This is a genomic window from Novosphingobium percolationis (genome assembly GCF_020179425.1).
Taxonomy (GTDB): Bacteria; Pseudomonadota; Alphaproteobacteria; order Sphingomonadales; family Sphingomonadaceae; genus Novosphingobium; species Novosphingobium percolationis.
Genome location: NZ_JAILYM010000002.1, coordinates 591619 through 616219 on the forward strand (window position 1 = coordinate 591619; position 24601 = coordinate 616219).

Here is a 24601-nt window from a genome sequence, read left to right on the forward strand (position 1 = left end):
GCGTCAGCTCCCCTTGATCGGTCCCACCGATGCAAGGCCGTTACGGTAATTCATGACGATCCGCAACGGGGTGAGGCCGGAACCGGCCTGCGTGGCGGCGCTGCGTGCCTTGGGCTTGGACCAGCCGAGCCGGGGATTGCCCGAAAAGCCGATGCCGTCGCGCGTCCAGTTGAACTTGCGGTTGCCGTCGCGGTCGTGGAGCACGCTCACCGCGTAGAGACCGGGGCCGGGCAGGCGCACGCACAGGCGCGGCACGGGCGCGGCGGGCACGGGCACTTCCACGCGGCGGAAGGTCTTGCCGGCCATGATCAACAGGTTGTCGTCGGCCAGGAAGTCCTCGTCGTTGGCCGGATAGACTTCCAGCTTCAGCTTGCCGGTGTGGTCCTTCAGCCCGGCGATATCGACCATGAATGCCGGGCCGCTTTCGTTGGGGCGACACTGCGCCTCGGCCTTGCCAAGGTCCGGGGTCGAGCGCAGCGGGCCATTGCCCAGAACCAGCGCAGCGGCGGCGAGGAGAAGGACGGTTCGTTTCAAGCGTTGCGTTCCCTTGTGGCCAGATCGAACAGCAGCAGCAGGATGAACAGCACGACGTGCAGCGAGATCGTCAGCATCGACAGCATCGCGATCATCACCCCGGTCTTCACCTGCGCTCCCACCAGCAGCGCCGTCACCCCTGCAAAGGCGATGTCCTTGTTCGGCAGGAACGGCAGGCGCGACAGCAGCAGGCGCACGGTCGAGAGCAGTAGCCAGGAACTGAGCGGCGCTTCGGGCAGGATCATCGCCCAGGTCAGCGCGGTCAGGCCGGTCTTGATCACCAGGCGTCCGCTGTGGATGCCGAACACAAACCACAGGTCACGTGGCGGCAGGCTGAACAGCCCGTTGCGGAAGAACATGATCAGCGCCGAGGTCACGAGGATCAGCCCGAGCGAGGCGGCCATGATCTCGCCGCTGACGCCAAGGCCCAGCGAACCGATGATCGGCCAGGTCAGCACCAGCATGACCACGGTCATGATGTTGCCGGCCAGCGCCGAAAGGATCGCCACGTCCTTCACCGCGCCGAAGGGCGAACCCTCCATCTTCACATGGCGGCGCGCCCAGTCGTAGAAATAGACTTCGCCGATGTAGCCCAGCAGCAGCTCGTTGCCGACCAGCTTCTTGATCAGCGGCAGGATGCCCGTCCAGGGAATGCCCCACAGGCGGCGGAAGATTGCGAAGTCGCCCAGCGGGCTGAGGAAGTAGCTGAGCAGGAACACCGCCCAGATCAGCGGGTTGGTGGGCAGGATCGTGCCGACCAGCGCCCAGTTGAGCTTGCGCAGCTCGATCAGCACCGCGATCAGGATCGCAGCCGAGATCGCCGGGCCGAGATAGGCGCCCCATTTGCGCAGCGCGCTTTGCGCGGGCTCGGCAGGCGCGGGCAGGGGCGATGGGGCCAAGGCGAGATTGGGCGTGGAATCGGGCATCGAATCGGACCTCTAGCGGATCTCGGGTCGCAGCGCGCCGGAAACGACGGCTTCGGGGGTAGGGGCGAGGTCCTCCATCGCCCGGCGATAGCGGCGCGCAGCTAAATCCACGGTGAACCGACGCGCCTCGTCACGGGCCGCGTCGACGTCGAACGGCAGATCGAGCACGCGGTCCATGGCCTGTGCCAGCGCATGCGGATCGCGCGGGGGCACCAGCACGCCGAAGCGCCCATGGCCCAGCAGATCGGGCATGGAAACGCTGCAATCGGTCGCCACCACGGGAATCCCTGCGGCATAGGCCTGCAGCACCACCGTCGGCAGGCCCTCGTAATCGGATGACAACACCAGGGCGTCGGCGGCGAGCAGTTCGGCGTCGACCGGAAAGGTATGGCCGGGAAGATGCACGCGATCGGCCACGCCCAGCCGTTGCGCGCGCGCTTCGATTGCGGCGCGCTGGCTGCCTTCGCCGCAAATCGTCAGCCGGTCGCCCGCGCGTGCGATCCGCGCAAAGGCGTCGACCAGCCCGGTGAAGTTCTTCTGCGTGGCCAGCCGCCCGATCGCCAGGAAACGCCGGCCGGGGCCGTCGTGCGCGAGGCGGGGCGCGGCTGCCAGATGATCGAGTTCGGCGGTCGACAGCGCCGGGTTGTCGATAACCGTCACCTTGTCGTCGCCGACCTTCATCATGGTGTGGATCTCCTCGGCCATGGCGGGCGCGATCGCCACCAGCCGGTCGAGGAAACGCCCCTGGATGCGCAGCCACAGCCGATAGAACGGCGCCGCCACCGCCGGCAGGTCCGCGCGCATCAGGTCGTTGCTGATCTTGGCCAGCACCGGCGGGCAGCGTCGGCCCAACAGCAGCTTCAGCACCACGGCGACCACGGTGTAGGAATTGCCCGCGCAGAACACCACGCCGGGCCGCTGGCGCCGCACCACGCCGGGCAGGCGCGCGATCATGTAGAGCGTCTCGATCGGGCCGGTCACGCCCTTGCGGTCCAGCACTTCGTAGTGCAGCCCCGGCCATTCGCCGCGCATCGCGCCCTGATCGCGGCCCATCACCAGCCGTGCGTCGATGCCCTGTCGCACCCAGGCATCGTGCAGGCGCAGCGCCACGCGCTCGACGCCGCCCGGCTCGAAGCTGTGCAGGAACGTCAGAACACCCGGTCCTGCTGCGTGCCGTGCCGCGTCCCCGGCTGCGTCAAGTGCGGTTTCGTCGCGCGCCATGTCTGTCGTCCGGTCCCCTGCCACGCCTCAGCCCGGCCCTCGGGCGGAGCGGGCCAGATCGGCATAGCGCGCGGGGCGATGGCTGCGCACGAACCGCGCCAGCGTCTGGTCGATGCTGTCCATCAGGGCGGGCACCGTCGTGTCGCCGGGGTGGACCGCCAGCCGCAGCGTCGGCAGCGCCAGTGGCAATGCCGTGCGGGCAAGGCGGGCAAAGGCCAGCGAGCTGGCGATGCGGCCCTTGCTGCGGCTGGCCCAGGTGACGACCGGGCCGCGCGACAGCACTTCGCCGCTGGCGGGGCGCCACACCTTCATGTGGTCTTCGGCCAGGGGCATGCCCAGTTCGCGCAAGGCGGCGTGCGCGCCTTCGCCATACAGCCATGCGGGGGCGATGAAGCCCGCCACCGGGCGGCCCAGCACGTCTTCCAGCAGCGCCTTGCCGCGGGCCATGCGCGCCAGCGCCTCGTCGTGCGGCAGGTTCAGGAATTCGCCTTCACCGGCGGTCATGTGCTTGCCCTTGAACCCGGCAAAGCCTTGCGTTGCGGGCGTTTCGTCGCGGTGGCACCAGCCGTGCAGGAACATCTCGATCCCGGCATCCGCCCAGGCACGAAGCTGCGTGCCGAACGCCGCGTTGCCTTCGATCGGGGCTTCGCGCCAGTGGTCGGGGATTACCAGCATCGCGAACCTGCCCGTGCCGGTGTGGCGTTCGAGCAGGTGGGCCAGCCGATCGACCTGCGCGTGCGAGCGCGGCGAGACATCGTGGATCGAGGCGAGCAGGCGGCCCTTGCGCCGCTCCGGGGCGGTGGGATCGGCGGTGTGCGAGGCGGCGGCTGGGCTCAAAGGTTCGGATATCCGCAAGTCGGGGCCGGCGAGGGTATCCGCCACGCGCGACAGGTGGCGCGCGGCGACCCGAACTTCAAGGTCATCGGCGCGGCCGACCGTCGCGCAAGGGGGTGCGATGGCCCTGCGACCGGGTGCGCGCGACCTGTCGCACGGCGGGAACTTTTGCAATCATTATTTGACGAACCTCTCCTGTCGCAGCCGGGCGACAATCCATCACGCCTCGTCGCCAATCTGTTGTCTATCTAAAAAGTAGAGTTATCTCTGCCTGCATTGTCGGGACGTATTCCGAGTCGACCGGCCACCCCTCTTTCAGGAGAGTACCGATGGCTTTCGAACAGACCAACGCGGCGCAGGGCGATCCCCTGCTCCTTATCGTTCCCGGCCTTGGCAACAGCGGGCAGGGCCACTGGCAGACCCGCTGGGAAGAGACGCTGCCGCTGTGCCGCCGTGTCGACCTCGGCCTGTGGGATGATCCGCACCGCAATACCTGGGTCAACAAGATCAACCTGGCGGTCGACCGCGCCGACCGCCCCGTGGTGCTCGTCGCGCACTCGCTCGGCTGCCACGCCGTTGCTTGGTGGGCGGAATACGAACGCCTGTCGGGCGGCGACGTACTCGGCAAGGTGATCGGCGCGCTGCTCGTCGCCCCGCCCGATGTGGAAGACGCGCCCATCGACCGCCGGCTCACGCGGTTCGCGCCCGTGGTGCAGGGCGAACTGCCCTTCCGCAGCGTGCTCGTGGCCAGCCGCGACGATCCCTACATGCCCTTCGGTACCGCGCGTACGCTGGCCAAAACGTGGGGGGCGAGCTTTGCCGACGCCGGGGCCACCGGCCACATCAACGCGCGCTCGGGGCTGGGCGACTGGACCTTCGGGCGCCTGCTGCTCAACCGCCTGTTGCCGCGTCCGCTGTCGCTCGATGACGGGGCGGCGCATTACGGCGCCGGTCAGCGCCGGTTCATCGATCCCGCGCTAAGACGCCTCGGAGCCTGAGCCGCGTCCATCCCTCCAGGGCGCGTCTCCCACTGGCTCGGCGTACGGGCCGACGCGATCCACGGCAAAGCCGAAGGGTCGCGCCGGTTCCCCGTGCTCCCACCTGAGGCCGGTGGTTGTTGGATTCTCCCAAGTCTCTGAATCCATTGGTCTTCCGTCGCAGGTCAGCCAGCGCCCATCGTCCGGAAACTGGACGAACCGCGCCAGGTTCGCCGCGCGCCACGCGCCCAGCGCGGCGACATGCTCCTCCAGCCCAAGGTCGCGCCGCGCCCAGTCGATCCACGTCGTCGGGTTGTCCTGCGCATAGGCGTTGTTGTTGCCGCCCTGGCTGCGCCCGAATTCGTCGCCCGCCGTCAGCAGCACCGTGCCCGTTGACACGTACAATGTCGTCAGCATGACTTTCATCAACGAAACCCGGCGCGCCACGATCGCCGGATCGTCGCTCGGCCCTTCCACGCCGTTGTTCCAGCTGAAGTTTTCGCCGTGGCCGTCGCGGTTGTCCTCGCCATTGGCCCAGTTGTGGCGGCTATTGAACGAAACCGTGTCGGCCAGCGTGAATCCGTCGTGCGCGGCGAGGAAATTGACCGAGCGCGAAGGGCCTTTGCCGAACAGGTCGGCCGATCCCGCCAGCCGCGTCGCCAGCAGCCCGACGCCTGCGTCCCCGCGCCAGAACCGCCGCACGTCGTCGCGAAAGCGGTCGTTCCATTCGAGCCAGTTTTCCGGGAACTGCCCCAGCTGGTAGCCGCCGGGGCCGATGTCCCACGGCTCGGCAATCAGCACCCGGTCGGCCAGCAGCGGATCGGCGGCGATCTCGGCGAAGATCGGCGCTTGCGCGTCGAAGCCGGGTGATCGCGCCATCACCGTGGCGAGGTCGAAGCGGAAGCCGTCCACGCCGCAATGGGCCACGAAGTGCCGCAGCGTATCGAGCGCCAGCGCGCGCACGGCCGGATTACCGAAATCGAGCGTGTTGCCGCAGCCGGTGTCGTTGATCAGGCTGCCATCGGGCGCATGGGCATAGGCTGCGTTGTCGAGCCCCCGCAACGACAGCACGGGCCCCAGCATGTCGCTCTCGCCCGAATGGTTGAACACCAGATCGAGCAGCACGCCGATGCCCTCGGCATGGAGCGCGGCCACTGTCTCGCGCAGCTCCTCCACCCCACCAGGGCACAGGCGCGGGTCGAGCGCCATCGGCACCACCGGGTTGTAGCCCCATGCATTGGCCAGCCCCAGCGGCGGTAGGTGGCGCTCGTCGATCCATGCCACGATCGGCATCAGTTCGACGGCGGTGACGTGCAGCGTCTTGAGGTGTGCCAGCACCGCCGGATGCGCCAGCGCCGCCACCGTGCCGCGTTGCGCTTGCGGCACATCGGGGTGCAGCATGGTAAAGCCGCGCACGTTCACTTCGTAGATCACCCCGCCGCGCCGGAACAATGGCGGGGCAGCGGGCACCACGGGCAGCGCGCCCGGCACAACCGCCTTGGGCACAAGCGGCGCGGTATCGACGCCGAATTGCGATAGGCGCGCATCGAAGCGGAAGGGGCCGTCGAGTTCGACCGCGTGCGGATCGACCAGCAGCTTGGCGGGATCGAACCATGCGCCGCGCTCCGGCGCCCATTCCCCCTCGGCGCGAAAGCCGTAGCGCGCGCCTGCAAGATCGCCGGGCAGATCGACCGCCCAGCCGTCGCCCTGCCGCGCCATGCCCACGCGGCGTTCGCCGTCACCATCGAACAGGCAGAGCCAGAGCGCGTCCGCCAACGGCGCGCGGACCGAGAAGCGGGTGCGGCTGCCGTCGACGCGGGCGGTCACGTCACCACGTCGGGCGCGGTCCGGCCGGTGTGGCGCACGATCCCCGCCACGGCATCTGCTGCGGCGATCAGGTCGGCCAGCGCATCGGGCGTGTCCCGATCGAGCAGCCCTTCGGCCGGTTCGTAGCGTTCGAGATAGACGCGCAGCGTCGCGCCTTCGGTGCCCGTGCCCGAAAGGCGGAACACGATGCGCGATCCCCCTTCGAACAGCACGCGAAGGCCCTGGTTGGCGCTGGTCGAACCATCCACCGGGTCGAGATAGGAAAAGCTGTCGGCCCGTTCCACGACCAGCGCGCCGAACGCCTTGCCTGCAAGCCCCGGCAGTGCGGCGGTCAGTTCCGCGATCAGCACCTCGGCCACCTCGGTCGGCAGCGCCTCGTAATCGTGGCGCGCGTAATAGTTGCGCCCGTACTGCTGCCAGTGTTCGCGCGCGATGGCATCGACGCTCTGCTGGCGCGCGGCGAGAATGTTGAGCCAGAGCAGCACCGCCCACAGCCCGTCCTTCTCGCGCACGTGGTCGCTGCCGGTTCCGGCGCTTTCCTCGCCGCAGATCGTGGCCATCCCGGCATCGAGCAGGTTGCCGAAGAACTTCCACCCCGTGGGCGTTTCGAAGCAGGGAATGCCCAGCGCCGCCGCCACCCGGTCCGCCGCCGCGCTGGTCGGCATCGAGCGAGCAATCCCTTTGAGGCCGTGGCGGTAGCCCGGCGCAAGGTGTGCGTTGGCGGCCAGCATGGCGAGACTGTCCGACGGGGTGACGAAGCGATTGCGCCCGACGATCAGGTTGCGATCGCCATCGCCATCCGACGCCGCGCCGAAATCGGGCGCATCATTGGAAAACATCAGGTCGAACAACGCGTGCGCGTGGACCATGTTGGGATCGGGATGGTGCCCGCCGAAGTCTTCCAGCGGAACGCCGTTGCGCACTGTGCCGGGCGCGAAGCCGAGACGGTTTTCAAGGATCTCGACCGCGTATGGCCCGGTGACGGCGTGCATGGCATCGAACGCCATCGTGAAGCCGCGCGCCACCGCCTGCCGGATCGCGGGAAAATCGAACAGCGTTTCCATCAGGTCGGCATAGTCGGCCACCGGGTCGATCACCGACACGGTCATGCCGCCCACGGCGACCGAACCGCAGGTGTCGAGGTCGATGTCTTCCGCCTCGACCGTCAGCCAGCGGTCGATCGCTTGCGTGCGGGCGTAGATGGCATCGGTCACGCCTTCGGGCGCGGGGCCGCCGTTGGCGGTGTTGTACTTGATGCCGAAGTCCTCGTCCGGCCCGCCGGGGTTGTGGCTGGCCGACAGGATCAGCCCGCCACTCGCGCCATACCGGCGGATCACGTGGCTGGCCGCGGGCGTGGATAGGATGCCGCCCCGGCCGACGAGCACCTGGCCATAGCCATTGGCGGCGGCGATGCGCAGGGCCTGCTGGATGACGGTGCGGTTGTAGTACCGGCCGTCGCCGCCGATCACCAGCGTCGCGCCGGGCCGGGGCTGCACCACGTCGAACACCGACTGGATGAAGTTTTCGGCATAGCCTGCTTGCGCGAAGACCTTGACCTTCTTGCGCAGGCCGGACGTGCCGGGCTTTTGGCCCGCATAGGGCGTCGTCGGAACGGTCGTGATCATGCGGCCTCCACCAGCGAAGCGTAGAGGTCGGCATAGGCCTTGCCGCTGCGGCCCCACGAAAAGTCGCTTTTCATCCCTGCGCGCTGGATCGCGCGCCATGTGTCCGGCTGGCGGTGCAGCGCGATGGTGCGGTCGATCGCATCGGCCAGCGCGCCATAGGTCACGGCGTTGCACTGCACCCCGGTTGCCGCGCCTGCCGCCAGCGCGGCAAGGTTGGCATCGACCACCGTATCGGCAAGACCGCCGGTGCGGCTCACCACCGGCACACAGCCGTAGGCAAGGCCATAGAGCTGGGTCAGGCCGCAAGGCTCGAACCGGCTGGGCACGAGGATGGCGTCGCCACCCGCCTGCATCCGGTGCGACAGCGCCTCGTCATAGCCGATGCGCACTGCGACCTTGCCCGGATGGCGCGCTGCGGCAGCATGGAAGCCTGCTTCCATCGCGGCATCGCCCGATCCGAGCAGCGCCAACCTGCCGCCGAGACCGACCAGGTGGTCGATCACCTCCAGCAATACGTCCATGCCCTTCTGCCAGGTCAGGCGGGTGATGACGACGAACAGCGGCCCGTCATGGCTGTCGAGCCCGAACTCGGCCTCGAGCGCGTGCTTGTTGGCCACGCGCTTGTGCAGGGTGCGCAAGCCGAAGCGTTGGGCGAGCGCGGGGTCGCTTTCCGGGTTCCATTCGCGCGTGTCGATGCCGTTGACGATGCCGTGGACTCGCTCGCCCCGGCTGCGGATCAGCCCTTCAAGGCCCATGCCGAATTCCGCCGTGCGGATTTCGCGCGCATAAGTCGGGCTGACCGTGGTGATCGCGCTGGCGGCTTCCAGCCCTGCTTTCAGGAAGCCGACGCCGCCATGGTATTCCACGCCATCAATGGCGAAGGCTTCGCGCGGCAGGCCCAGTGCCGGGAACACGTCCGCGCCATAGTGGCCCTGAAACGCCATGTTGTGGATGGTCATCACCGAGGGCAGGGCGGAACCGGCATAGCGCAGGTAGGCGGGCGTCATCGCCGCCTGCCAGTCGTGGGCATGGGCAAGGTCGAAGGCGTGGCCCTTCACCGCGCCTGCCGCCACGTCCGCCGCCGCGCGTGCAAAGGCGCCGAAGCGCCGCCAGTTATCACCCCAGTCGCGCGCCGCACCATCGGCATAAGGCCCGCCGTCGCGCTGGAAATAGGCAGGGGCATCAAGCACCAGCAGCGGGTGTTCGCCCAGCTTTCCGCCAAGCAACCTTGCGGGTTCGCCCAGCAGCGACGGCCAAGCATGCACGGACTTCGCCTTCCCCAGCGCGGCCAGCACCTTGGGATAGCCGGGCAGGATCGTGGTCATGGCTACGCCATGCGGCGCGACGGCGGCGGGCAGGGCGCCCGCCACGTCGGCCAGGCCGCCGGTCTTGATCAGCGGCACCGCCTCGGAGGCGATGGAGAGGACGCGCAGGTTGGTCATCGGCGCACGCCTTTCGCCTGCAGCGAGCCCACCCCCGGCCCCTCCCGCCTGCGGGAGGGGAGAAGGTTACGCCAGCTTGTTCCCCTCCCGCAGGCGGGAGGGGTTAGGGGTGGGCAGGCAGCAGGCATCACGCCAGCGCCTCGATCATCCGCTTGGTGATCAGGCACACACCGTTTTCAGTGCGGCGGAAGCGACGGGCATCGAGTTCGGGGTCTTCGCCCACGACCAGGCCTTCGGGAATGCGCACGCCCGAATCGAGGATCACCCGGCTCAATCGCGCGCCGCGCCCGATGTTGCAGTAGGGCAGGATCACCCCTTCCTCGACGGACGAGAACGAGCCCATCTTCACGCCGGTGAACAGCAGCGAGCGGCGGGCGAGCGCGCCCGAGACGATGCAGTCCTGCGAGATCAGCGAGGAGATCGCCATGCCGCGCCGCCCTTCCTGGTCGTGTACGAACTTGGCAGGGGCTGCGACGACCTGATCGGTCCAGATCGGCCAGTCGCGGTCGTACATGTTGAGCTTGGGGACCGTGTCGGTGAGATCGAGATTGGCGTCGAAGTAGGCATCCAATGTGCCCACGTCGCGCCAGTATTCCTCGATCTCCTCGGCCGCGCGCACGCAGCTTTCGGTGAAGCGGTGGGCCACCGCCTTGCCGTGCCTGACGATGTAGGGGATGATGTCGCCGCCGAAATCGCGCGACGAGGCGGGATCGTCGGCATCGCGGCGCAGCTGCTCGAACAGGAACTTCGTCTCGAACACGTAGATGCCCATTGACGCCAGCGAATGCGCATCATCGCCCGGAATCGTCGGTGGATCGGCGGGCTTTTCGACGAAGGCGGTGATCGTGCTGTTGGCATCGACCGCCATCACGCCAAAACCGGTGGCTTCTTTCTTCGGCACGACAAGACAGCCCACGGTCACGTCCGCGCCCGAGTTGACGTGCTGTTGCAACATCAGCTCGTAGTCCATCTTGTAGATGTGATCGCCCGCCAGGATGACCATGTACTTGGGCGCATGGGCCTGGATGATGTCGATGTTCTGGAACACGGCATCGGCTGTGCCTTCGTACCACTGGTTTTCCGACACCCGCTGCGAGGCGGGCAGGATGTCGAAGCTTTCGTTGCGTTCCGGGCGCATGAAGTTCCACGCGCGGTTCATGTGCCGGATCAGCGAGTGCGCCTTGTACTGCGTGGCCACGCCGATGCGGCGGATACCTGAATTGATCGCGTTGGACAGCGCGAAGTCGATGATCCGGCTGACCCCGCCGAAATAGACCGCGGGCTTGGCGCGGTTGTCGGTCAGTTCATTCAAGCGGCTGCCGCGCCCGCCTGCCAGCACATAGGCCATGGCATCGCGCGCCAGTGGTTGACCGTAAGACCTGTCCCTCATCCTTCTTCTCCGCTCCCGAGAAATTCGAACATCAGCGTGGAAAGCCCCGGCAGGACGATCAGCGCCGCCCCGTCCTGTGCCTCGATCTGTCCCATGTTGCCCCGGCCCGATCCGCCGTAGTGCGCGGCATCGGAATTGAGCACTTCGCGCCACACGCCATCGTGCGGCAGGGGCAGGCGATAGTGATCGTGCGTGGCCGGCGTCATGTTGCAGACCACTGCCACGGGATTGGCGCCGGGGGCCTTGCGCACCCATGCGAACACGCTTGCCAGCGCATCGTCGACCACCAGCCATTCGAAGCCCTCGGCCTCGCAATCGCGCGCGTGGAGCGCTTTCGTGTCACGATAGGTGCCGTTCAGGTCGCGCACCCAGCGTTGCATTCCGGCGTGGGGTTCGTGGGCCAGCAGGTCCCAGTCGAGCGAGCGCGCCTCGCTCCATTCGCGGGCTTGCGCGAACTCCTGCCCCATGAACAGCAGCTTCTTGCCGGGATAGCCCCACATCAGCCCGTAGTAGGCGCGCAAGCTGGCGAACTTCTGCCAGTCGTCGCCCGCCATCTTGTTCAGCAGGCTGCCCTTGCCGTGGACGACCTCGTCATGGCTCAGCGGCAGGACGAAATTCTCGGCGAAGGCATAGACCAGCCCGAAGGTGATCTCGTCGTGGTGGTAGCGGCGGTGGACCGGATCGCGGGCCATGTACTTCAGCGTGTCGTGCATGAAGCCCATGTTCCACTTGAACCCGAAACCGAGACCCTTTTCGTGTGCCGGCATGGTGACGCCAGGCCACGAGGTGGATTCTTCGGCCACGGTCATCACGCCCCGGTGCTGGCCGTATATCGCGCGGTTCATGCCCTGCAGGAAGCGCACCGCCTCCCAGTTTTCGCGCCCGCCCTCGTCATTGGGGATCCATTCGTCGCTTTTGCGCGAATAGTCGCGGTAGAGCATCGAGGCGACCGCATCCACGCGCAGCCCGTCGACGTGGTACTGCTCGGCCCAGAACAGCGCGTTGTTGATCAGGAAGGCTTCGACCTCGCGCCGCCCGAAATTGTAGATCGCGGTGTTCCAGTCGGGATGGAAGCCGAGCCGCGGGTCTTCGTGTTCATACAGGTAGGTGCCATCGAAGCGCGACAGGCCGAAGGCATCGGTCGGGAAGTGCGCGGGCACCCAGTCGACCAGCACGGAAAGCCCCGCCTGATGCGCGCCATCGACGAAGCGCGCGAAGCCCGCCGGTTCCCCGAAGCGGGCGCTGGGGGCGTAAAGGCCGGTGGTCTGGTAGCCCCACGAAGGATCGTAGGGATGTTCGGATACCGGCATGAACTCGATATGGGTGAAGCCCATGTCGATGCAGTAGGGGATGAGCTGGTCGGCCAGTTCGTCCCAGCTGCAGAACTCGGCGCTGCCCGGCTTGCGCCACGATCCGGGGTGGACTTCGTAGATCGAGATCGGTTCGCGCCGCGCGTCGGCCCCGGCCCAGTGCGCGCGGTGCGCCTCGTCGTCCCAGTCGGGTTTGCCGGGGCGCGCCACGATCGAGGCGGTGGCGGGGCGCAGTTCGGCGGCGAAGGCGTAAGGATCGGCCTTGAGCGGCTGAACCGTGCCATCCGGCCCGACGATGCGGTACTTGTAGGCGCGGCCCGTGCCGATGTCGGGCAGGAAGATCTCCCACACGCCGGTATCGGCGCGCTTGCGCATCGGATGGCGGCGGTGGTCCCAGTCGTTGAAATCGCCCACCACGGCGACGAGGCTGGCGTTGGGCGCCCACACCGCGAAATGAACGCCCTGCGCGCCTTCATGCTCGATCGGGTGCGCGCCCATCTTGTCGAACAGGCGGAAGTGCGTGCCTTCGCCGATCAGGAAATCGTCGGTCGGCCCAAGCACCGGCCCGAACGAGTAGGGATCGGTGAACCACCACACGTGCGGGCCATGGCTGCACCGATACTTCACTGGCTGCGGGGTGCCCGCGACGGTGCCTTCGAACAACCCGCGCGGATCGACCCGCGTCAGCGTGCCCAGCGTCGTGCCGTCGAGCGCGAAGGCCTCTGCCGCCTCCGCCCCCGGCAGGATCGCGCGGGCGAAGGCGCCTTGCGGGCCGGGGTGGACACCCAGCAGCGCGAACGGGTCGGCGTGCGTGCCTTCCAGCAGGGCATCGATGGCACGCGCGCTCGGTTGCATGGCCTTGTCAGACTCCCCAGATGTCGCGGGCGTATTCGCCGATGGTGCGGTCGGACGAGAACCAGCCGACGTTGGCGATGTTGCGGATGGCGCTGGTGCGCCAGCCCTTCGGGTCTTCCCACCGCTTGTCCACGCTGCGCTGCGCGGCGTGGTAGGCGTCGAAATCGGCGGCGACCATGAACCAGTCGCTGTCGTAGAGCCCGCCCATCAGATCGGCATAGCGGGTGGGATCGTCGGGGCTGAACACGCCGCTGGCGATGGCGTTGATCGCCTGGCGCAATTCGCGGCTGCCTTCGATCACCGCGCGTGGGTTGTAGCCGCCCGCGCGTTGTTCCTGCACTTCGTCGGCGGTCAGGCCGAAGATCACGATGTCGTCCGCGCCGACATGGTCGCGGATCTCGACGTTCGCGCCATCCAGCGTGCCGATGGTGAGCGCGCCGTTGAGCGCGAACTTCATGTTACCGGTGCCGCTGGCTTCCATGCCCGCCGTGCTGATCTGTTCGGACAGGTCGGCCGCCGGGATGATGCGTTCGGCCAGGCTGACGTTGTAGTTGGGTACGAACACGACCTTGAGCAGCCCACCGACCGAAGGGTCGGAATTGACGCGCCGCGCGATGTCGTTGGCCAGTTTGATGATCAGCTTGGCGTTGTGGTAGCTCGGTGCCGCCTTGCCGCCGAAGATCTTCACCCGCGGCACCCAGTCGCGTTCGGGGTGGCTGCGGATCTGGTCGTAGAGCGCGACCGTCTCGATCAGGTTCAGAAGCTGGCGCTTGTATTCGTGGATGCGCTTGATCTGCACGTCGAACAGCGCATCGGGATCGAGCCGGACGCCGGTGATCTGCTTGATGTGCGCGGCGAGCGCCACCTTGTTGGCGCGCTTCACTTCGGCGATGCGTTCGCCCAGCGCCGCGTCGCCCGCCAGCGCGTTGAGGTCGGCCAGCTTTTCCGCATCGTCGAGGAAACCGTCGCCGATCGCGTCCTTGAGCACGCCGACAAGACCCGGATTGCACTGCTGCAACCAGCGGCGCGGGGTAACGCCGTTGGTCTTGTTGTTGATGCGATCGGGGTAGAGCGCGTGCAGGTCTGAAAAGACCGTCGACTTCATCAGGTCGGTGTGCAGCGCGGCCACGCCATTGACCGAATGCGCGCCGCAGAAGGCGAGGTTGGCCATGCGCACGCGGCGTTCGCCATGTTCGTCGATCAGGCTGATCGCGGCAACCTGGCCATCGTCGAGCCCTGCCTTGCGCGCTTCGCGCAGCACGCGGCTGTTGATCGCGTAGATGATCTGCATGTGTCGAGGCAGCAGCCGTTCGAACAGCGGCAGCGGCCAGGTTTCCAGTGCTTCGGGCAGCAGGGTGTGGTTGGTGTAGCCGACGGTCTTCCTCGTCACCTCCCATGCCTCGTTGAACTCGAGCCCATGCACGTCGACGAGGATGCGCATGATTTCGGCCACGGCCACGGCGGGGTGCGTGTCGTTCAGCTGGATCGCGGCCTTGTCGGGCAGGGTGCGGACGTCGCCGTGGTACTGTGCGTGACGGCGGACGATGTCCTGGATCGAGGCGGAGGTGAAGAAATACTCCTGCCGCAGCCGCAGTTCCTGCCCAGATGGCGTGGAATCTGCAGGATAGAGCACGCGCACCAGCGCATCGGCGCGGGCGTCTTCGACCAGCGCGCCGACGTGGTCGCCTGCGTTGAAAGCATCAAGCCGGATCGGATCGAGCGCGCGCGCGGTCCACAAGCGCAGCGTGTTGACGCGCTTGCCGCGCCAGCCGACGACGGGCGTGTCGAAGGCGCTCGCCTCGACTTGTTCGGCAGGCTTCCATTCCACGCCATCGCCGCGGTCGATCACTTCGCCGCCAAAGCCGATGCGATAGGCGCTTTCGCGGCGATCAAACTCCCACGGGTTGCCGTGGCTGAGCCAGGTTTCGGGCAATTCCACCTGCCAGCCATCGTCGATGCGCTGGCGGAACATCCCGTTCTTGTAGCGGATGCCATAGCCGTAGGCCGGGATGTCGAGGCTGGCGAGGCTTTCCATGAAGCACGCCGCCAGTCGGCCAAGCCCGCCGTTGCCGAGCGCGGCGTCGGGTTCGAGGTCTTCGAGCGCGGCAAGGTCGAAGCCGTGGCTGGCCAGCGCCTTTTCCATCTCGCGCGTCAGGCCCATGTTCGACAGGGCATCGCGCAGCAGGCGGCCGATCAGGAATTCGAGGCTGAGGTAGTAAACGCGCTTGCCGCTGGCGTCGTAGGTCTTGCGCGTGGATTCCATCCAGCGGTCGATCACCGCATCGCGCAGCGTCAGCACGGCGGCGGTGAACCAGTCGTGGGGCTTGGCCGCGCGCTCGTCCTTGCCCACGCGATGACGCAGCACGTCGATGATGTGGGCGTCGATCTCGGCGGCTTTGGAGCCGGTGCTCAAGGGGATATCGAGGCTCATGGCAATGCGCTCCACCTGGTGGGGTCCAGCCATGCGCAAAGGCGTTGCCACCGCACAAGCGGACCAGTTGTCCCGGCCTCTCAGGGCGCGTGCCGCCCGATATTTCCGTCCGGGCGGCTATGCTCCCGGTTCTCCCGCGACCATGGGTAAGACACTGCGCCGACCTTTCACAAGCGGCGATCCATGTTGCGATGCAAAAAAAATCCCGCCGCCGGTTCGTGCCGGGGCGGGATTTTCTTTCTGTTTCAGATCGGTAGGGGCAATATTGCCCGGTCAGAAATACGTCTTCGGCGAACGATTGCGGTTACAGCATTCGCCGCAGTGTAGCATCCTTGAGCGCGACATGATGATAGAACGCCGCGCCGATGTGCAGAACCACCAGCCCGGCAAAGGCGAAACCGAGCACTTCGTGCATCTCGTGGCTCAAGCCGACAACCGCCATGTCCTTCGTCACGGCGAGCTTGGGCCAGTCGAACAGGCCATAGATCGAGAGCGGCCACTTGCCCGCCGACGAGAAGATCCAGCCGGTGATCGGCAGTACCAGCATCAGGATGTACAGCAGCCCGTGAGTGGCGGCGGCGAACTTGCGCATCAGCGGGCTGAAACCGGACGGATAGGCGGGCGTCTTCCAGCTCAGCCGCCAGCCGATGCGCACCAGCGACAACACCAGGATCATCAGGCCGGTGGCCTTGTGCGCGGGCATCGAGGCCCAGATCTTTTCAAACCCTTCGCCGAACAGGCCGGTCAACAGGTTGAACAGGATCAACGCTGCAATCGCCCAGTGCAGCGCGCGCGCGAGCGAGTTGTAGCGAACCGGATCGGTAATCGTCATCAGCGCATCTCCACACGAATGCCCGCCCAGACGGTCCTCGGCGCACCCAAATCCTGCGTGCCGCCGGAATTGCGCGTGATCACCGTTTCGTCGGTCAGGTTTTCACCGCGTAGCACGAGGCTGACCGGCCCCGCCAGCGGCAGTTGCGCGAAAGCGTCGAGCGTGGTGGCGGGCGGCAGGGCATCGGTTTCGAGGTCGTCCTCGTACTGCGTGCCGACGTGGCGCAGCGTCAGCGCCAGCCGGGTGCGCGGGGCGGGCTGCCAGCTGGCCGTGGCGCTCGCGGCCCAGCGCGCAGTCTGCGAGGGGCGCTTGCCATCGAGCCGCTGGCCGGGCTCGCGTACTTCCGCATTGGTGTAGCTGACCGATCCGGCGAACGCGAAGGCGCCTGCCACATAGCCCGCGTTCGCCTCGATCCCGCGCGCATGGACCGCGTCTACGTTGCGGCGCTGGCGCGTGCTGGCGTCGATCGTCACGTTGGCGATGGCATGGCGCACTTCGTTGTCGAAGGCGGTCAAGCCCAACGTCAGGCTGGGCAGGGGGCGCAGGTCGATGCCGCCTTCGAAGCCGAACAGCTTTTCGTTGCGCAAGTCGGCATTGGCGAGCGTCGTCACCGGGAAGACGGTGAACTGGCGGTACAGTTCGTTGAGCGTCGGCTGGCGCAGGCCGGTATAGATCGAGCCGCGCAGGTCGATGGCCTTTGCCGCGTGGAACACCGCGCCGCCGCGGAAGCTGCCCTCCCAGCCGGAACGGTCGGGATAGACTGCCGAGGCTGGCTGGGGCACGCCGGCAAGGTTGGTGACCTCGTACACGCCGCTGCGCACCGACCAGCGATCCGCGCGCGCGCCTGCGGTCAGCACCAGCGGGCCTACCGTCCAGTCGTCCTCGGCATAGAGCCCGATATCGGCGTTGGTCCCGCCTGCGCGGCGGTGTCCCGAAAGCGTGCCAAGGCGATAGGTGTCCTCGATCGTGTGGCCTTCGGCGCTGCGCCAGTCCGCGCCGAGCCGCAGCACATGGCCGCCGCCCACAGGCGGGCGCACTTCGATCTTCGCGCCCGCGCCGGTCGAGGGCGTCTTGCGCTGGTCGAGCGTGGGCAGGAACGTGGTCGCGCTGATCACGCGGTTGTTGAAATCGCGCGATTGCAGGTAGGCGAGCGCATCGAACTGCCAGGCTCCGCGCCCGACGAGGCGCAGGCTGGCGTCCTGCCCGCTCATGCCGGTATCCGCGCCCTTGAAGCGCAGCGTGCGGTTGTCCTCGAAGGCGGCGACGCGCGCCTGCAACTCGATGTCGGGTGCCAGCGGCGCGACCGCGCGCAAGTTGGTGGACCAGCTATCGTAGCGCGCGCGGACCGAGGCGGCGCTGCGCTGGCTGTTGTCGGGCGTGGTCCAGAAGCCCTGGCCGCGATCCCACCGGCCCGAGACGACCGCGAAACCAGCGCCGAGCTTGGGCGCGAGCGTGCCCGAAAGCTCGGTCTCGCCGCGATCGTCGACCATCGCGCTGCCATTGAACAGGCCGAGCTGGTCTGGCCCGGCGCTGGTCATGTCGATCGTACCGGCCACAGCGCCCGCGCCGAACGCGCCCGATCCGCCACCACGCATCACGCGCACCCCGGCCAGGCGTTCGGGCGCAATGGCGGAGAGCGGGATGTAGCCGAAGAACGGGTCGGCCATTGGCACGCCGTCGAGCAGTACCAGCGAGCGGCTGGTGGCATTGCCGCCCAGCGCGCGCATGGTCACGCCCTGCGCCGACGGGTTCGATGAGCGGCTGTCCGAGCGGCGGAACTGCTGGAATCCGGCGACCGAGGACAGCACGTCCTCGATCCGGCCCGAAGCCGAGGCGAGCAGCCTTTCGCGTTCGATCGTCTGCACGTCGTAGGCAGGGGCAGCGGCACTGTCTTCGAGGCCGCGCCCGGTGACGACGATCTGCGCGGCCGCATCGGGGGTGTCTTCTGCCAAGGCAGGCTGGGCAAGGCCTGCCGCAAACACGGCGACAGTGGCGAGATGGCGCATCGGAATCCTCATGGCGGTTCTTGTCTTTGCGCCGCTCCGTAAGGGGTCGCGCCGTCGCTGTCAGCATCGCATTCGCGCAACGGTCGACCATGCGCCGCGCGTCGCGCTGCCGCCATGCGATAAATGACGTATGGGCCGTGCCGCGCTGCGGCATAAATCTGGCTGCGTCGCACCATCAGAAGTAGGCACCATGCGCGAGCAGAAACTCACTCATCTGGAACCTTCCATCGTCGCCAAGATGCGCTCGGTGATCGTTTGTCAGAAGCCCGAAGTGATCCAGAACCACTTTGGCATCGGCCTCAACACCTGGGTAAAGCTGCGCGATGGCAAGGCAATCCGCCATTCCGTGGCGGAGCGGCTGATGCAGCGTCTGCAACGCGACCAGCTGATCTGAATCCCCGTCGGCGGCGCGGGACGTCGCGCGCCCCGACCAAAGCAGGGGTTGAACCGCTTCGTATTGCAGTGCACAATCAACAAGCGACGTCGATCAACCAACGGCGTCCGGGGTCGAAAAAACAGCGATGGAATTTGCGTTGGTGAGGGGTCCGGCGCCCAGGCGCCAGTCCTCTCGAAATCCGAACCGATTCTGGTGCGGGCCATCCGGCGCGGCGGCCCGATGAAGGCGCTGCGCGCGCTGGCCCGAGCCTTCGGATTTGGCCCGGCCGCCGCGCCGTCGCCGCTGACCGCCGACGAAATCGCCCAGCTGGTGCGCGACAAGCACGCCGCCGAAGCCGCCAGCGCCGCCAAGAGCCGCTACCTCGCCAATGTCAGCCACGAGATCCGCTCGCCGCTCAATGCGATCTACGGTTATGCCCAGCTGATTGAGCGGCAGTCGGGCGTGGACCCGCGCGAGGCGGCCAAGGTGATCCGCCGCAGTGCCGAGCACCTGACCGACCTTGTCGAAGGGCTGCTCGACATCTCGCTGGTCGAAAACGGCGTGACCCGCGTTGCCAGCGACGTGGTGCGCCTGCCCGCGTTCCTCGACCAGATCGTGCGGATGTTCGAACCGTCTGCCGCCGCGAGGGGCCTTGCCTTCCGCTTCGAGGCGGAGGGGCGGTTGCCGCAGTTCGTGCGGACCGACCAGAAGCGCTTGCGGCAGGTGCTGATCAACCTTGTCAGCAACGCAATCAAGTTCACGCCCGAAGGCGCGGTGACGCTGCGCGTGCGCTGGTCGGGCGAGATCGCGACCTTCGCGGTCGAGGATACCGGGCCGGGCGTTCCAGAAGCCGAGCGCGAGCGTATCTTCGCGCCGTTCGAGCGCGGCGCCGACGAGCAGGGCCGTAGCGGCGGCTTCGGGCTGGGCCTGCCGATCACTCGCGCCATCGTCCATATCCTGGGTGGCGATATCGAGGTCGATGCAGCGCCCGGCGGCGGCGCGTGCTTCCGCGTGCGGCTGATGCTGCCCAAGGTCGCCGTGGCGGGCGAGGACGCGCCGCCGCCGGGCCGGATTATCGGCCATGCGGGACCCCCTCGCTCGATCCTCGCGGTGGACGACGATGTGCGCCAGCTCGCCTTCGTGCGGCAGGCGCTGGAGGACGTCGGCTTCGAAGTGGCGGTCGCCCCCGATGGCGAGACGGCGATTGCACTGTGCGATGCGCAAGGCTTCGACCTCGTGCTGCTCGACGTGCAGATGCCCGGGCGCAGCGGCTGGGACACGGCGGCGCACCTGCGCGCGATCCGGGGCCGCGACCTGCGCATCGTCATGCTGTCGGCCAATGCGCACGAACGGCACGGCCCGGAGCACGAGCACGGCGAAGCGGCGCACGACCTGTTCCTGTTGAAGCCGGTCGAGATCGGGCAACTGGTCGATGCGATCGGCCGGCAGCTGGGCCTCGAATGGGTGCGCGAAGGCGCTGTCGCCGTTGCGGTGCCGCAGGCGCAGGCCTCGCTGCCCGATGCGGCCAGGTCCCACGTCGCCAGGCTGCGCGAACTCGTGCGGATCGGCCATGTGCGCGGGATCGAGGCTGAAATCCACGCGCTCGGCGTGGTCGCGCCCGATGCCAGGGCGCTGGTCGCGCACCTCTACGATTGCCTAGATCGGTTCGACCTCGCGGGGCTCGCCCGGAAGCTGGAAGGGCTTTGACCATGGAAGACATCCCCACCCGCCGCGATACGGTTCTCGTCGTCGATGACGAGCCGGCCTCGCTGCGCCTGCTGACCGATACGCTCGAAGACGGCGGCATCCAGGTGCTGGTCGCGACATCGGGCGGCGCGGCGCTTGACCTGCTGCACCATGTCGTGCCCGATCTGGTGCTGATGGATGCGGTGATGGCGGGCATCGACGGCTTCGAGACGACGGCACGGATCAAGGCCAACCCGCTGACGTGCCACGTCCCGGTGATTTTCATGACCGGGCTGACCGAGAGCGAGCACGTGATCGAAGGCTTCGAGGTGGGCGGCGTCGATTACGTGCGAAAGCCTGTCAACGTGCACGAACTGCTGGCGCGGGTGCGCGTGCATCTTGGCCATGCGCGCGCGGTGCAGGCGAGCACGGCGAGCCTTGATGCCACCGGGCGGCTGATGATGGCGATCGACACCAGCGGGTTCCTGCTGTGGTGCACGCCGCTGGCCGAACAGGCGATCAACCGCATCGCGCCGGGCTGGAGCCGCGACCATAGCGAACTGCCTGCGGTGCTGCGCCAGACGGTCGAACGCCTGCTCGCGCGGCGCGACGCCGAAGGCGCGAGCCTGCGGATCGAGCAGGGCGACGGCGCGCTGGAACTCGTGCTGATTGCCCATTACCGCGAAAACGAAGTGCTGATCCGGCTCAATGAGCTGAACCCGCACGTCGATGCGGCGCGGTTGCAGAGCAAGCTGGGCCTGACCGAGCGCGAAGCCGAAGTGCTGCTGTGGATCAGCTATGGCAAGTCGAACGCCGATATCAGCGAGGTGCTGTCGATTTCCCCTCGCACCGTGCAGAAGCATTTGGAGCGCATCTACGAGAAGCTGGGCGTGGAAACCCGCGCCGCGGGCGCGGCGGTGGCGATCAAGGTGATCGCGCCCTGAGCAGGCCCAGGGCGCGCCGCATTCACTTCTTCTTGGCGGCGATGCCTTCGATTTCGATCAGGAAGTAGGGCCCGGCCAGCGCCGCCACCTGGAAGGTGGAGCGCGCCACCGTGGTCGGGTTCTCGGCCGTCTTGAAGAACTGCTTGAAGCCTTCGTTGGCGCCGGCGAAGTCCATGTGGCCGAGCTTGGGATCGGCGGCGACGAACAGCGTCAGCTTGACGAGGTCGGCCATGGTGTAGCCTTGGGCCGCCAGAATGCCCTTGATCTTGGTAAGCACGCTGATCGTCTGGGTCTTCGTGTCCCCCAGGTCGTCGACCGACTTCACGTCGGCAAAGGTCTTGACCGGGTCGATCGGCGAGGCGAGCTGGCCGGACAGGAAGATCACGTCGGTGCCGGCCTTAACATCAGCCGCATCGAGGATCAGCGCCTGCGGGTTGGACTGGATCTTGGTGACTTGCGCCTGCGCGGCGCCGAAGGGTGCGAGCATCGCGGTGGCGGCAAGTGCGAGGGCGGAAATCCGGGTGCCGGTGAAAAGGCGCATGGCTGGTCCTTGGCTGGCAGGGGCGACATGCCCCGAAAGACGATCTGCACCCTAAGCTGCCGCCTTGCCAGCGTGATACGACAATCGGCGTATGGGCAATCGCCCCGTCCTGCCCTCCTGTGTCGGGACACGCTGCGCAACAATTCCGAAACCTTGCGCAGGGGACCAGGGGCAACGCCGGGGATCATTCCCGTAGGCGCACAACACAGACCCCGGCCAACGGAGGGTGCGGAAAAGCGACACGATCAGATCGATCACATGCCCGAAAAAATGGGGGGTCCACACGATGTCGCCTTTGTCCCGTATTGCACTTGCCTCGTTGCTTGCCTCTACCGCGCTGCCCGCTGCGGTCATGGCGCAGGAAACGCCCGCCGCCGACGACGCACCGTCGGACATCATCGTCACCGGCACCCGCGTCACGGGCATGCGCGCGGCGGATAGCGCCGCGCCGGTGCAGGTCGTCGGCACGCAGGCCATGCAGGCGGTCGGCCAGCAGGACCTGACACAAGTGCTGGCGCAGAGCCTGCCCTCGCTCAACTTCCAGGCCTTTGGCGGCGATACCGCCAACCTGACGCTGACCGCCGCGCTGCGCGGCCTTTCGCCCAACGACACGCTGGTGCTGATCAACGGCAAGCGCCGCCACTTCACCGCCAACCTCGCGGTGCTGGGCGGCTCGCCCTATTCGGGCGCGGCCACCACCGACCTCAGCTTCATTCCCACCAACGCCATCGGCCGCATCGAAATCCTGCAGGATGGCGCCGCGGCGCAATATGGCTCGGACGCGATCGCGGGCGTGGTCAACATCATCCTCAAGGACCAGTCTTCGGGCGGCAGCTTCTCGGTCACCGGTGGGCAGACCTATGAAGGCGACGGCGAGACTGCTTCGACCGCGCTCAACATGGGCTTCGCGCTGGGGGACAGCGGCTTCGTCAATGTCACCGGCGAATACAAGTTCCACAACTATACCCAGCGCGGCGGCTGCGACCGGCGCTACCTGACGATCGATTGCACGACGCGCACCGACATCAACCCGATCGACGCCGCGGGCGTCGAGGCCAACCCGTTCTATCCGCGCGTCAACACCATCCTCGGCGATGCCAAGTACAGCCTCTACAACTTCACCTTCAACGCAGGCTACGACTTCTCCGACGCCGTGTCGGGCTATGCCTTCGGCAGCTACGGCAAGCGCAAGGCCTATGCCTACGAGAACTATCGTCGCGCGACCCGCGTTTCGGGCACGACCAGCGAGGGCGAGAAGGTCTATCCGCTGCCCGCAGGCTTCAATCCGCAGGAACATCTCGACGAGGAAGACTTCTCGCTGACCGCCGGGTTGAAGGGCAATGTCTCGGAATGGATGTGGGATCTCTCGCTGACCTATGGCCGTGATGCCGTCGCGCTCAACACGATCCATTCCGCCAATCCGACGCTCTACGCACAGGAGCAGTCGCAGAACGCCGATCCGATCGGCCTGCAGCGCAACTTCTACGACGGCACGCTGGTCAACAGCGAATGGGCGGTCGAAGGCGGCGTGACCAAGGACTTCGAAGTGGGCATGGCCAAGCCGCTGACGCTCGCCTTCGGTGGCCAGTGGCGCAAGGACACCTATGCCATCCAGTCGGGCGAGTTCGGCTCGTACTTCGGCGGCGGCGCGCAGTCCTATCCGGGCTTTGCGCCCACCGATGCCGGTTCGTACAGCCGCACGGCCTGGGGCGCCTATGTCGACCTGGCGCTCGATCCGGTCGAAGGCCTGCATCTCGACCTCGCCGGGCGCTACGAACATTATTCCGACTTCGGCAAGGTGTGGAACGGCAAGTTCACGGGCCGCTACGACTTCAGCCCGGCGTTCGGCATCCGTGGCACCGTCTCTAACGGTTTCCGCGCCCCGACGCTGGCGGAATCGTACTATTCCTCGGTCAACGTCGGGCCGGGTTCGACCTTCGGCCAGCTGCCGCCGAACTCGTCCGCCGCGACGCTGCTGGGCTTCAAGCCGCTCCAGCCGGAAAAGGCCACCAGCTTCTCGGCCGGTTTCGTCGCGCACCCGCTGCCGGGCCTGCAGATCACGCTCGATGCCTACCAGATCAAGCTCAAGAACCGCATCGTGCCCTCGGCCGCGATCTTCGGCTCGTTCGGCACCGACATCGTGTCGCAGGCGGTGATCGATGCGCTCATCGCGCGGGGCGTGAGCCTGGCCGATGCCACCAGCTATGCCGGCATCAACATCTTCACCAACGGCGCGGATACCCGCACGCGCGGCGTGGAAGCGACGATCGACTACACCAGCGATTTCGGCGACGATGCCAAGGCCAACTGGACGCTGGGTTTCAACTACAACCAGACCAAGCTGCTCAAGATCAACCCGCTGCCGGCGCAAGTCACCAATGTGGACTACCAGCAGACCAACCTGCTCGATCCGAACTCGATCGACGGGCTGACCACTGCCACGCCACGCGTCAAGGTGATCGCCAATGCGCTGTTCACGATCGGCGACTTCTCGATCAACCTGCGCGAAACGCTCTATGGCGTGACGCACCAGCGCACGAACTATTCGGGCAGCGGCTATGGCGTTCCCGATGACGGCAGCGGTTACACCGTGCTGCGCATCGGCACGTCGGTGATCACCGACCTGAACCTCGGGTACAAGATCACGCCGAAGATCCGCTTCGACCTGGGCGCGAACAACCTGTTCAACAAGAAGGCGCCGACCGTGCCCAATGTCGGCGGGCGCCCGGCCAACGGCAGCAACGTCTACAATCCGCCGATCACCTTCACACCGTGGGGCATCAATGGCGGGTATTATTACGCCCGCGCGACCTTCACCTTCTGAGGAGCTTGTTGATGAAAGTC

Annotated in this window: 18 protein-coding genes; 5 read left to right on the forward strand and 13 right to left on the reverse strand. The window is 67.0% G+C overall.

All coding sequences use genetic code 11. The features are described from left to right. Nucleotides 1-3: 3 nt before the first annotated feature. Genes K3A84_RS07350 through K3A84_RS07365 form a run of 4 tightly spaced genes read right to left on the reverse strand, consistent with a single transcriptional unit; the run spans nucleotide 4 to nucleotide 3455 of the window. Entirely contained in the window at nucleotides 4-534 is a 531-nt protein-coding gene (locus K3A84_RS07350; RefSeq protein WP_404823118.1) for a DUF2141 domain-containing protein, read from the reverse strand. Next, nucleotides 531-1460, reverse strand: a complete 930-nt coding sequence (locus K3A84_RS07355) for a hypothetical protein (RefSeq protein WP_225008671.1) — start codon at nucleotides 1458-1460, stop codon at nucleotides 531-533. The genes K3A84_RS07350 and K3A84_RS07355 overlap by 4 nt, the downstream gene beginning before the upstream one ends. A gap of 12 nt (nucleotides 1461-1472) precedes the next feature. Next, entirely contained in the window at nucleotides 1473-2681 is a 1209-nt protein-coding gene (locus K3A84_RS07360; protein ID WP_225008672.1) for a glycosyltransferase, read from the reverse strand. 27 nt (nucleotides 2682-2708) lie between these two features. Then, the gene (locus tag K3A84_RS07365; protein WP_225008905.1) at nucleotides 2709-3455 is read right to left on the reverse strand and encodes a DUF2334 domain-containing protein; all 747 of its coding nucleotides are present in this window, start codon (nucleotides 3453-3455) and stop codon (nucleotides 2709-2711) included. A gap of 389 nt (nucleotides 3456-3844) precedes the next feature. On the opposite strand from K3A84_RS07365, the gene K3A84_RS07370 reads away from it, so the two are divergent. Further along, entirely contained in the window at nucleotides 3845-4513 is a 669-nt protein-coding gene (locus K3A84_RS07370; RefSeq protein ID WP_225008673.1) for an RBBP9/YdeN family alpha/beta hydrolase, read from the forward strand. Here K3A84_RS07370 and glgX read toward each other — a convergent pair. The 8 genes from glgX to K3A84_RS07410 all read right to left on the reverse strand — a co-directional run bounded on the left by glgX (nucleotide 4493) and on the right by K3A84_RS07410 (nucleotide 18222). Continuing rightward, nucleotides 4493-6319: a glycogen debranching protein GlgX gene (glgX, locus tag K3A84_RS07375; RefSeq protein ID WP_225008674.1), complete on the reverse strand. Its 1827-nt coding sequence runs from the start codon at nucleotides 6317-6319 to the stop codon at nucleotides 4493-4495. The genes K3A84_RS07370 and glgX overlap by 21 nt on opposite strands. Further along, complete coding sequence (locus K3A84_RS07380; RefSeq protein WP_225008675.1) at nucleotides 6316-7944, reverse strand: alpha-D-glucose phosphate-specific phosphoglucomutase; 1629 nt, start codon at nucleotides 7942-7944, stop codon at nucleotides 6316-6318. The genes glgX and K3A84_RS07380 overlap by 4 nt, the downstream gene beginning before the upstream one ends. Next, nucleotides 7941-9386, reverse strand: a complete 1446-nt coding sequence (glgA, locus tag K3A84_RS07385) for a glycogen synthase GlgA (protein WP_225008676.1) — start codon at nucleotides 9384-9386, stop codon at nucleotides 7941-7943. The genes K3A84_RS07380 and glgA overlap by 4 nt, the downstream gene beginning before the upstream one ends. Before the next feature lie 127 nt (nucleotides 9387-9513). Next, entirely contained in the window at nucleotides 9514-10776 is a 1263-nt protein-coding gene (gene glgC / locus K3A84_RS07390) for a glucose-1-phosphate adenylyltransferase (protein ID WP_225008677.1), read from the reverse strand. Further along, nucleotides 10773-12941, reverse strand: a complete 2169-nt coding sequence (gene glgB / locus K3A84_RS07395; protein ID WP_225008678.1) for a 1,4-alpha-glucan branching protein GlgB — start codon at nucleotides 12939-12941, stop codon at nucleotides 10773-10775. Before glgB ends, glgC begins: the two co-directional genes overlap by 4 nt. A 7-nt stretch (nucleotides 12942-12948) precedes the next feature. Next, on the reverse strand, nucleotides 12949-15372 hold the full coding sequence (locus K3A84_RS07400; RefSeq protein ID WP_225008906.1) for a glycogen/starch/alpha-glucan phosphorylase: 2424 nt from the start codon (nucleotides 15370-15372) through the stop codon (nucleotides 12949-12951). 304 nt (nucleotides 15373-15676) lie between these two features. After that, nucleotides 15677-16204 (reverse strand): cytochrome b, encoded by a 528-nt coding sequence (locus K3A84_RS07405; protein WP_225008679.1) that lies wholly within the window; start codon nucleotides 16202-16204, stop codon nucleotides 15677-15679. After that, entirely contained in the window at nucleotides 16204-18222 is a 2019-nt protein-coding gene (locus K3A84_RS07410) for a TonB-dependent receptor plug domain-containing protein (RefSeq protein ID WP_225008680.1), read from the reverse strand. The genes K3A84_RS07405 and K3A84_RS07410 overlap by 1 nt, the downstream gene beginning before the upstream one ends. A gap of 178 nt (nucleotides 18223-18400) precedes the next feature. On the opposite strand from K3A84_RS07410, the gene K3A84_RS07415 reads away from it, so the two are divergent. The 3 genes from K3A84_RS07415 to K3A84_RS07425 all read left to right on the forward strand — a co-directional run bounded on the left by K3A84_RS07415 (nucleotide 18401) and on the right by K3A84_RS07425 (nucleotide 21216). After that, on the forward strand, nucleotides 18401-18604 hold the full coding sequence (locus K3A84_RS07415; protein WP_225008681.1) for a hypothetical protein: 204 nt from the start codon (nucleotides 18401-18403) through the stop codon (nucleotides 18602-18604). A 195-nt stretch (nucleotides 18605-18799) separates the two neighbouring features. After that, nucleotides 18800-20293, forward strand: a complete 1494-nt coding sequence (locus K3A84_RS07420) for an ATP-binding response regulator (protein WP_225008682.1) — start codon at nucleotides 18800-18802, stop codon at nucleotides 20291-20293. Nucleotides 20294-20295: 2 nt separating this feature from the next. After that, nucleotides 20296-21216, forward strand: a complete 921-nt coding sequence (locus tag K3A84_RS07425; protein ID WP_225008683.1) for a response regulator transcription factor — start codon at nucleotides 20296-20298, stop codon at nucleotides 21214-21216. Nucleotides 21217-21238: 22 nt separating this feature from the next. On the opposite strand, the gene K3A84_RS07430 is transcribed toward K3A84_RS07425, so the two are convergent. After that, nucleotides 21239-21757 carry a Rid family hydrolase gene (locus tag K3A84_RS07430; protein WP_225008684.1) on the reverse strand — a complete coding sequence of 173 codons (519 nt, stop codon included), beginning with the start codon at nucleotides 21755-21757 and terminating at the stop codon, nucleotides 21239-21241. Nucleotides 21758-22043: 286 nt separating this feature from the next. Here K3A84_RS07430 and K3A84_RS07435 point away from each other — a divergent pair, with 286 nt between their 5' ends. Beyond that, the gene (locus K3A84_RS07435) at nucleotides 22044-24581 is read left to right on the forward strand and encodes a TonB-dependent receptor plug domain-containing protein (RefSeq protein WP_225008685.1); all 2538 of its coding nucleotides are present in this window, start codon (nucleotides 22044-22046) and stop codon (nucleotides 24579-24581) included. The last annotated feature ends 20 nt before the right edge of the window (nucleotides 24582-24601 follow it).

Coding starts and splice junctions, on each gene's coding strand:
- K3A84_RS07410 (WP_225008680.1), bottom strand. CDS start 18,222: ATGAGGATTCCGATGCGCCATCTCGCCACTGTCGCCGTGTTTGCGGCA.
- glgA (WP_225008676.1), bottom strand. CDS start 9,386: ATGACCAACCTGCGCGTCCTCTCCATCGCCTCCGAGGCGGTGCCGCTG.
- K3A84_RS07430 (WP_225008684.1), bottom strand. CDS start 21,757: ATGCGCCTTTTCACCGGCACCCGGATTTCCGCCCTCGCACTTGCCGCC.
- K3A84_RS07435 (WP_225008685.1), top strand. CDS start 22,044: ATGTCGCCTTTGTCCCGTATTGCACTTGCCTCGTTGCTTGCCTCTACC.
- K3A84_RS07405 (WP_225008679.1), bottom strand. CDS start 16,204: ATGACGATTACCGATCCGGTTCGCTACAACTCGCTCGCGCGCGCGCTG.
- K3A84_RS07355 (WP_225008671.1), bottom strand. CDS start 1,460: ATGCCCGATTCCACGCCCAATCTCGCCTTGGCCCCATCGCCCCTGCCC.
- K3A84_RS07380 (WP_225008675.1), bottom strand. CDS start 7,944: ATGATCACGACCGTTCCGACGACGCCCTATGCGGGCCAAAAGCCCGGC.
- glgB (WP_225008678.1), bottom strand. CDS start 12,941: ATGCAACCGAGCGCGCGTGCCATCGATGCCCTGCTGGAAGGCACGCAC.
- K3A84_RS07415 (WP_225008681.1), top strand. CDS start 18,401: ATGCGCGAGCAGAAACTCACTCATCTGGAACCTTCCATCGTCGCCAAG.
- K3A84_RS07360 (WP_225008672.1), bottom strand. CDS start 2,681: ATGGCGCGCGACGAAACCGCACTTGACGCAGCCGGGGACGCGGCACGG.
- glgC (WP_225008677.1), bottom strand. CDS start 10,776: ATGAGGGACAGGTCTTACGGTCAACCACTGGCGCGCGATGCCATGGCC.
- K3A84_RS07370 (WP_225008673.1), top strand. CDS start 3,845: ATGGCTTTCGAACAGACCAACGCGGCGCAGGGCGATCCCCTGCTCCTT.
- K3A84_RS07400 (WP_225008906.1), bottom strand. CDS start 15,372: ATGAGCCTCGATATCCCCTTGAGCACCGGCTCCAAAGCCGCCGAGATC.
- K3A84_RS07425 (WP_225008683.1), top strand. CDS start 20,296: ATGGAAGACATCCCCACCCGCCGCGATACGGTTCTCGTCGTCGATGAC.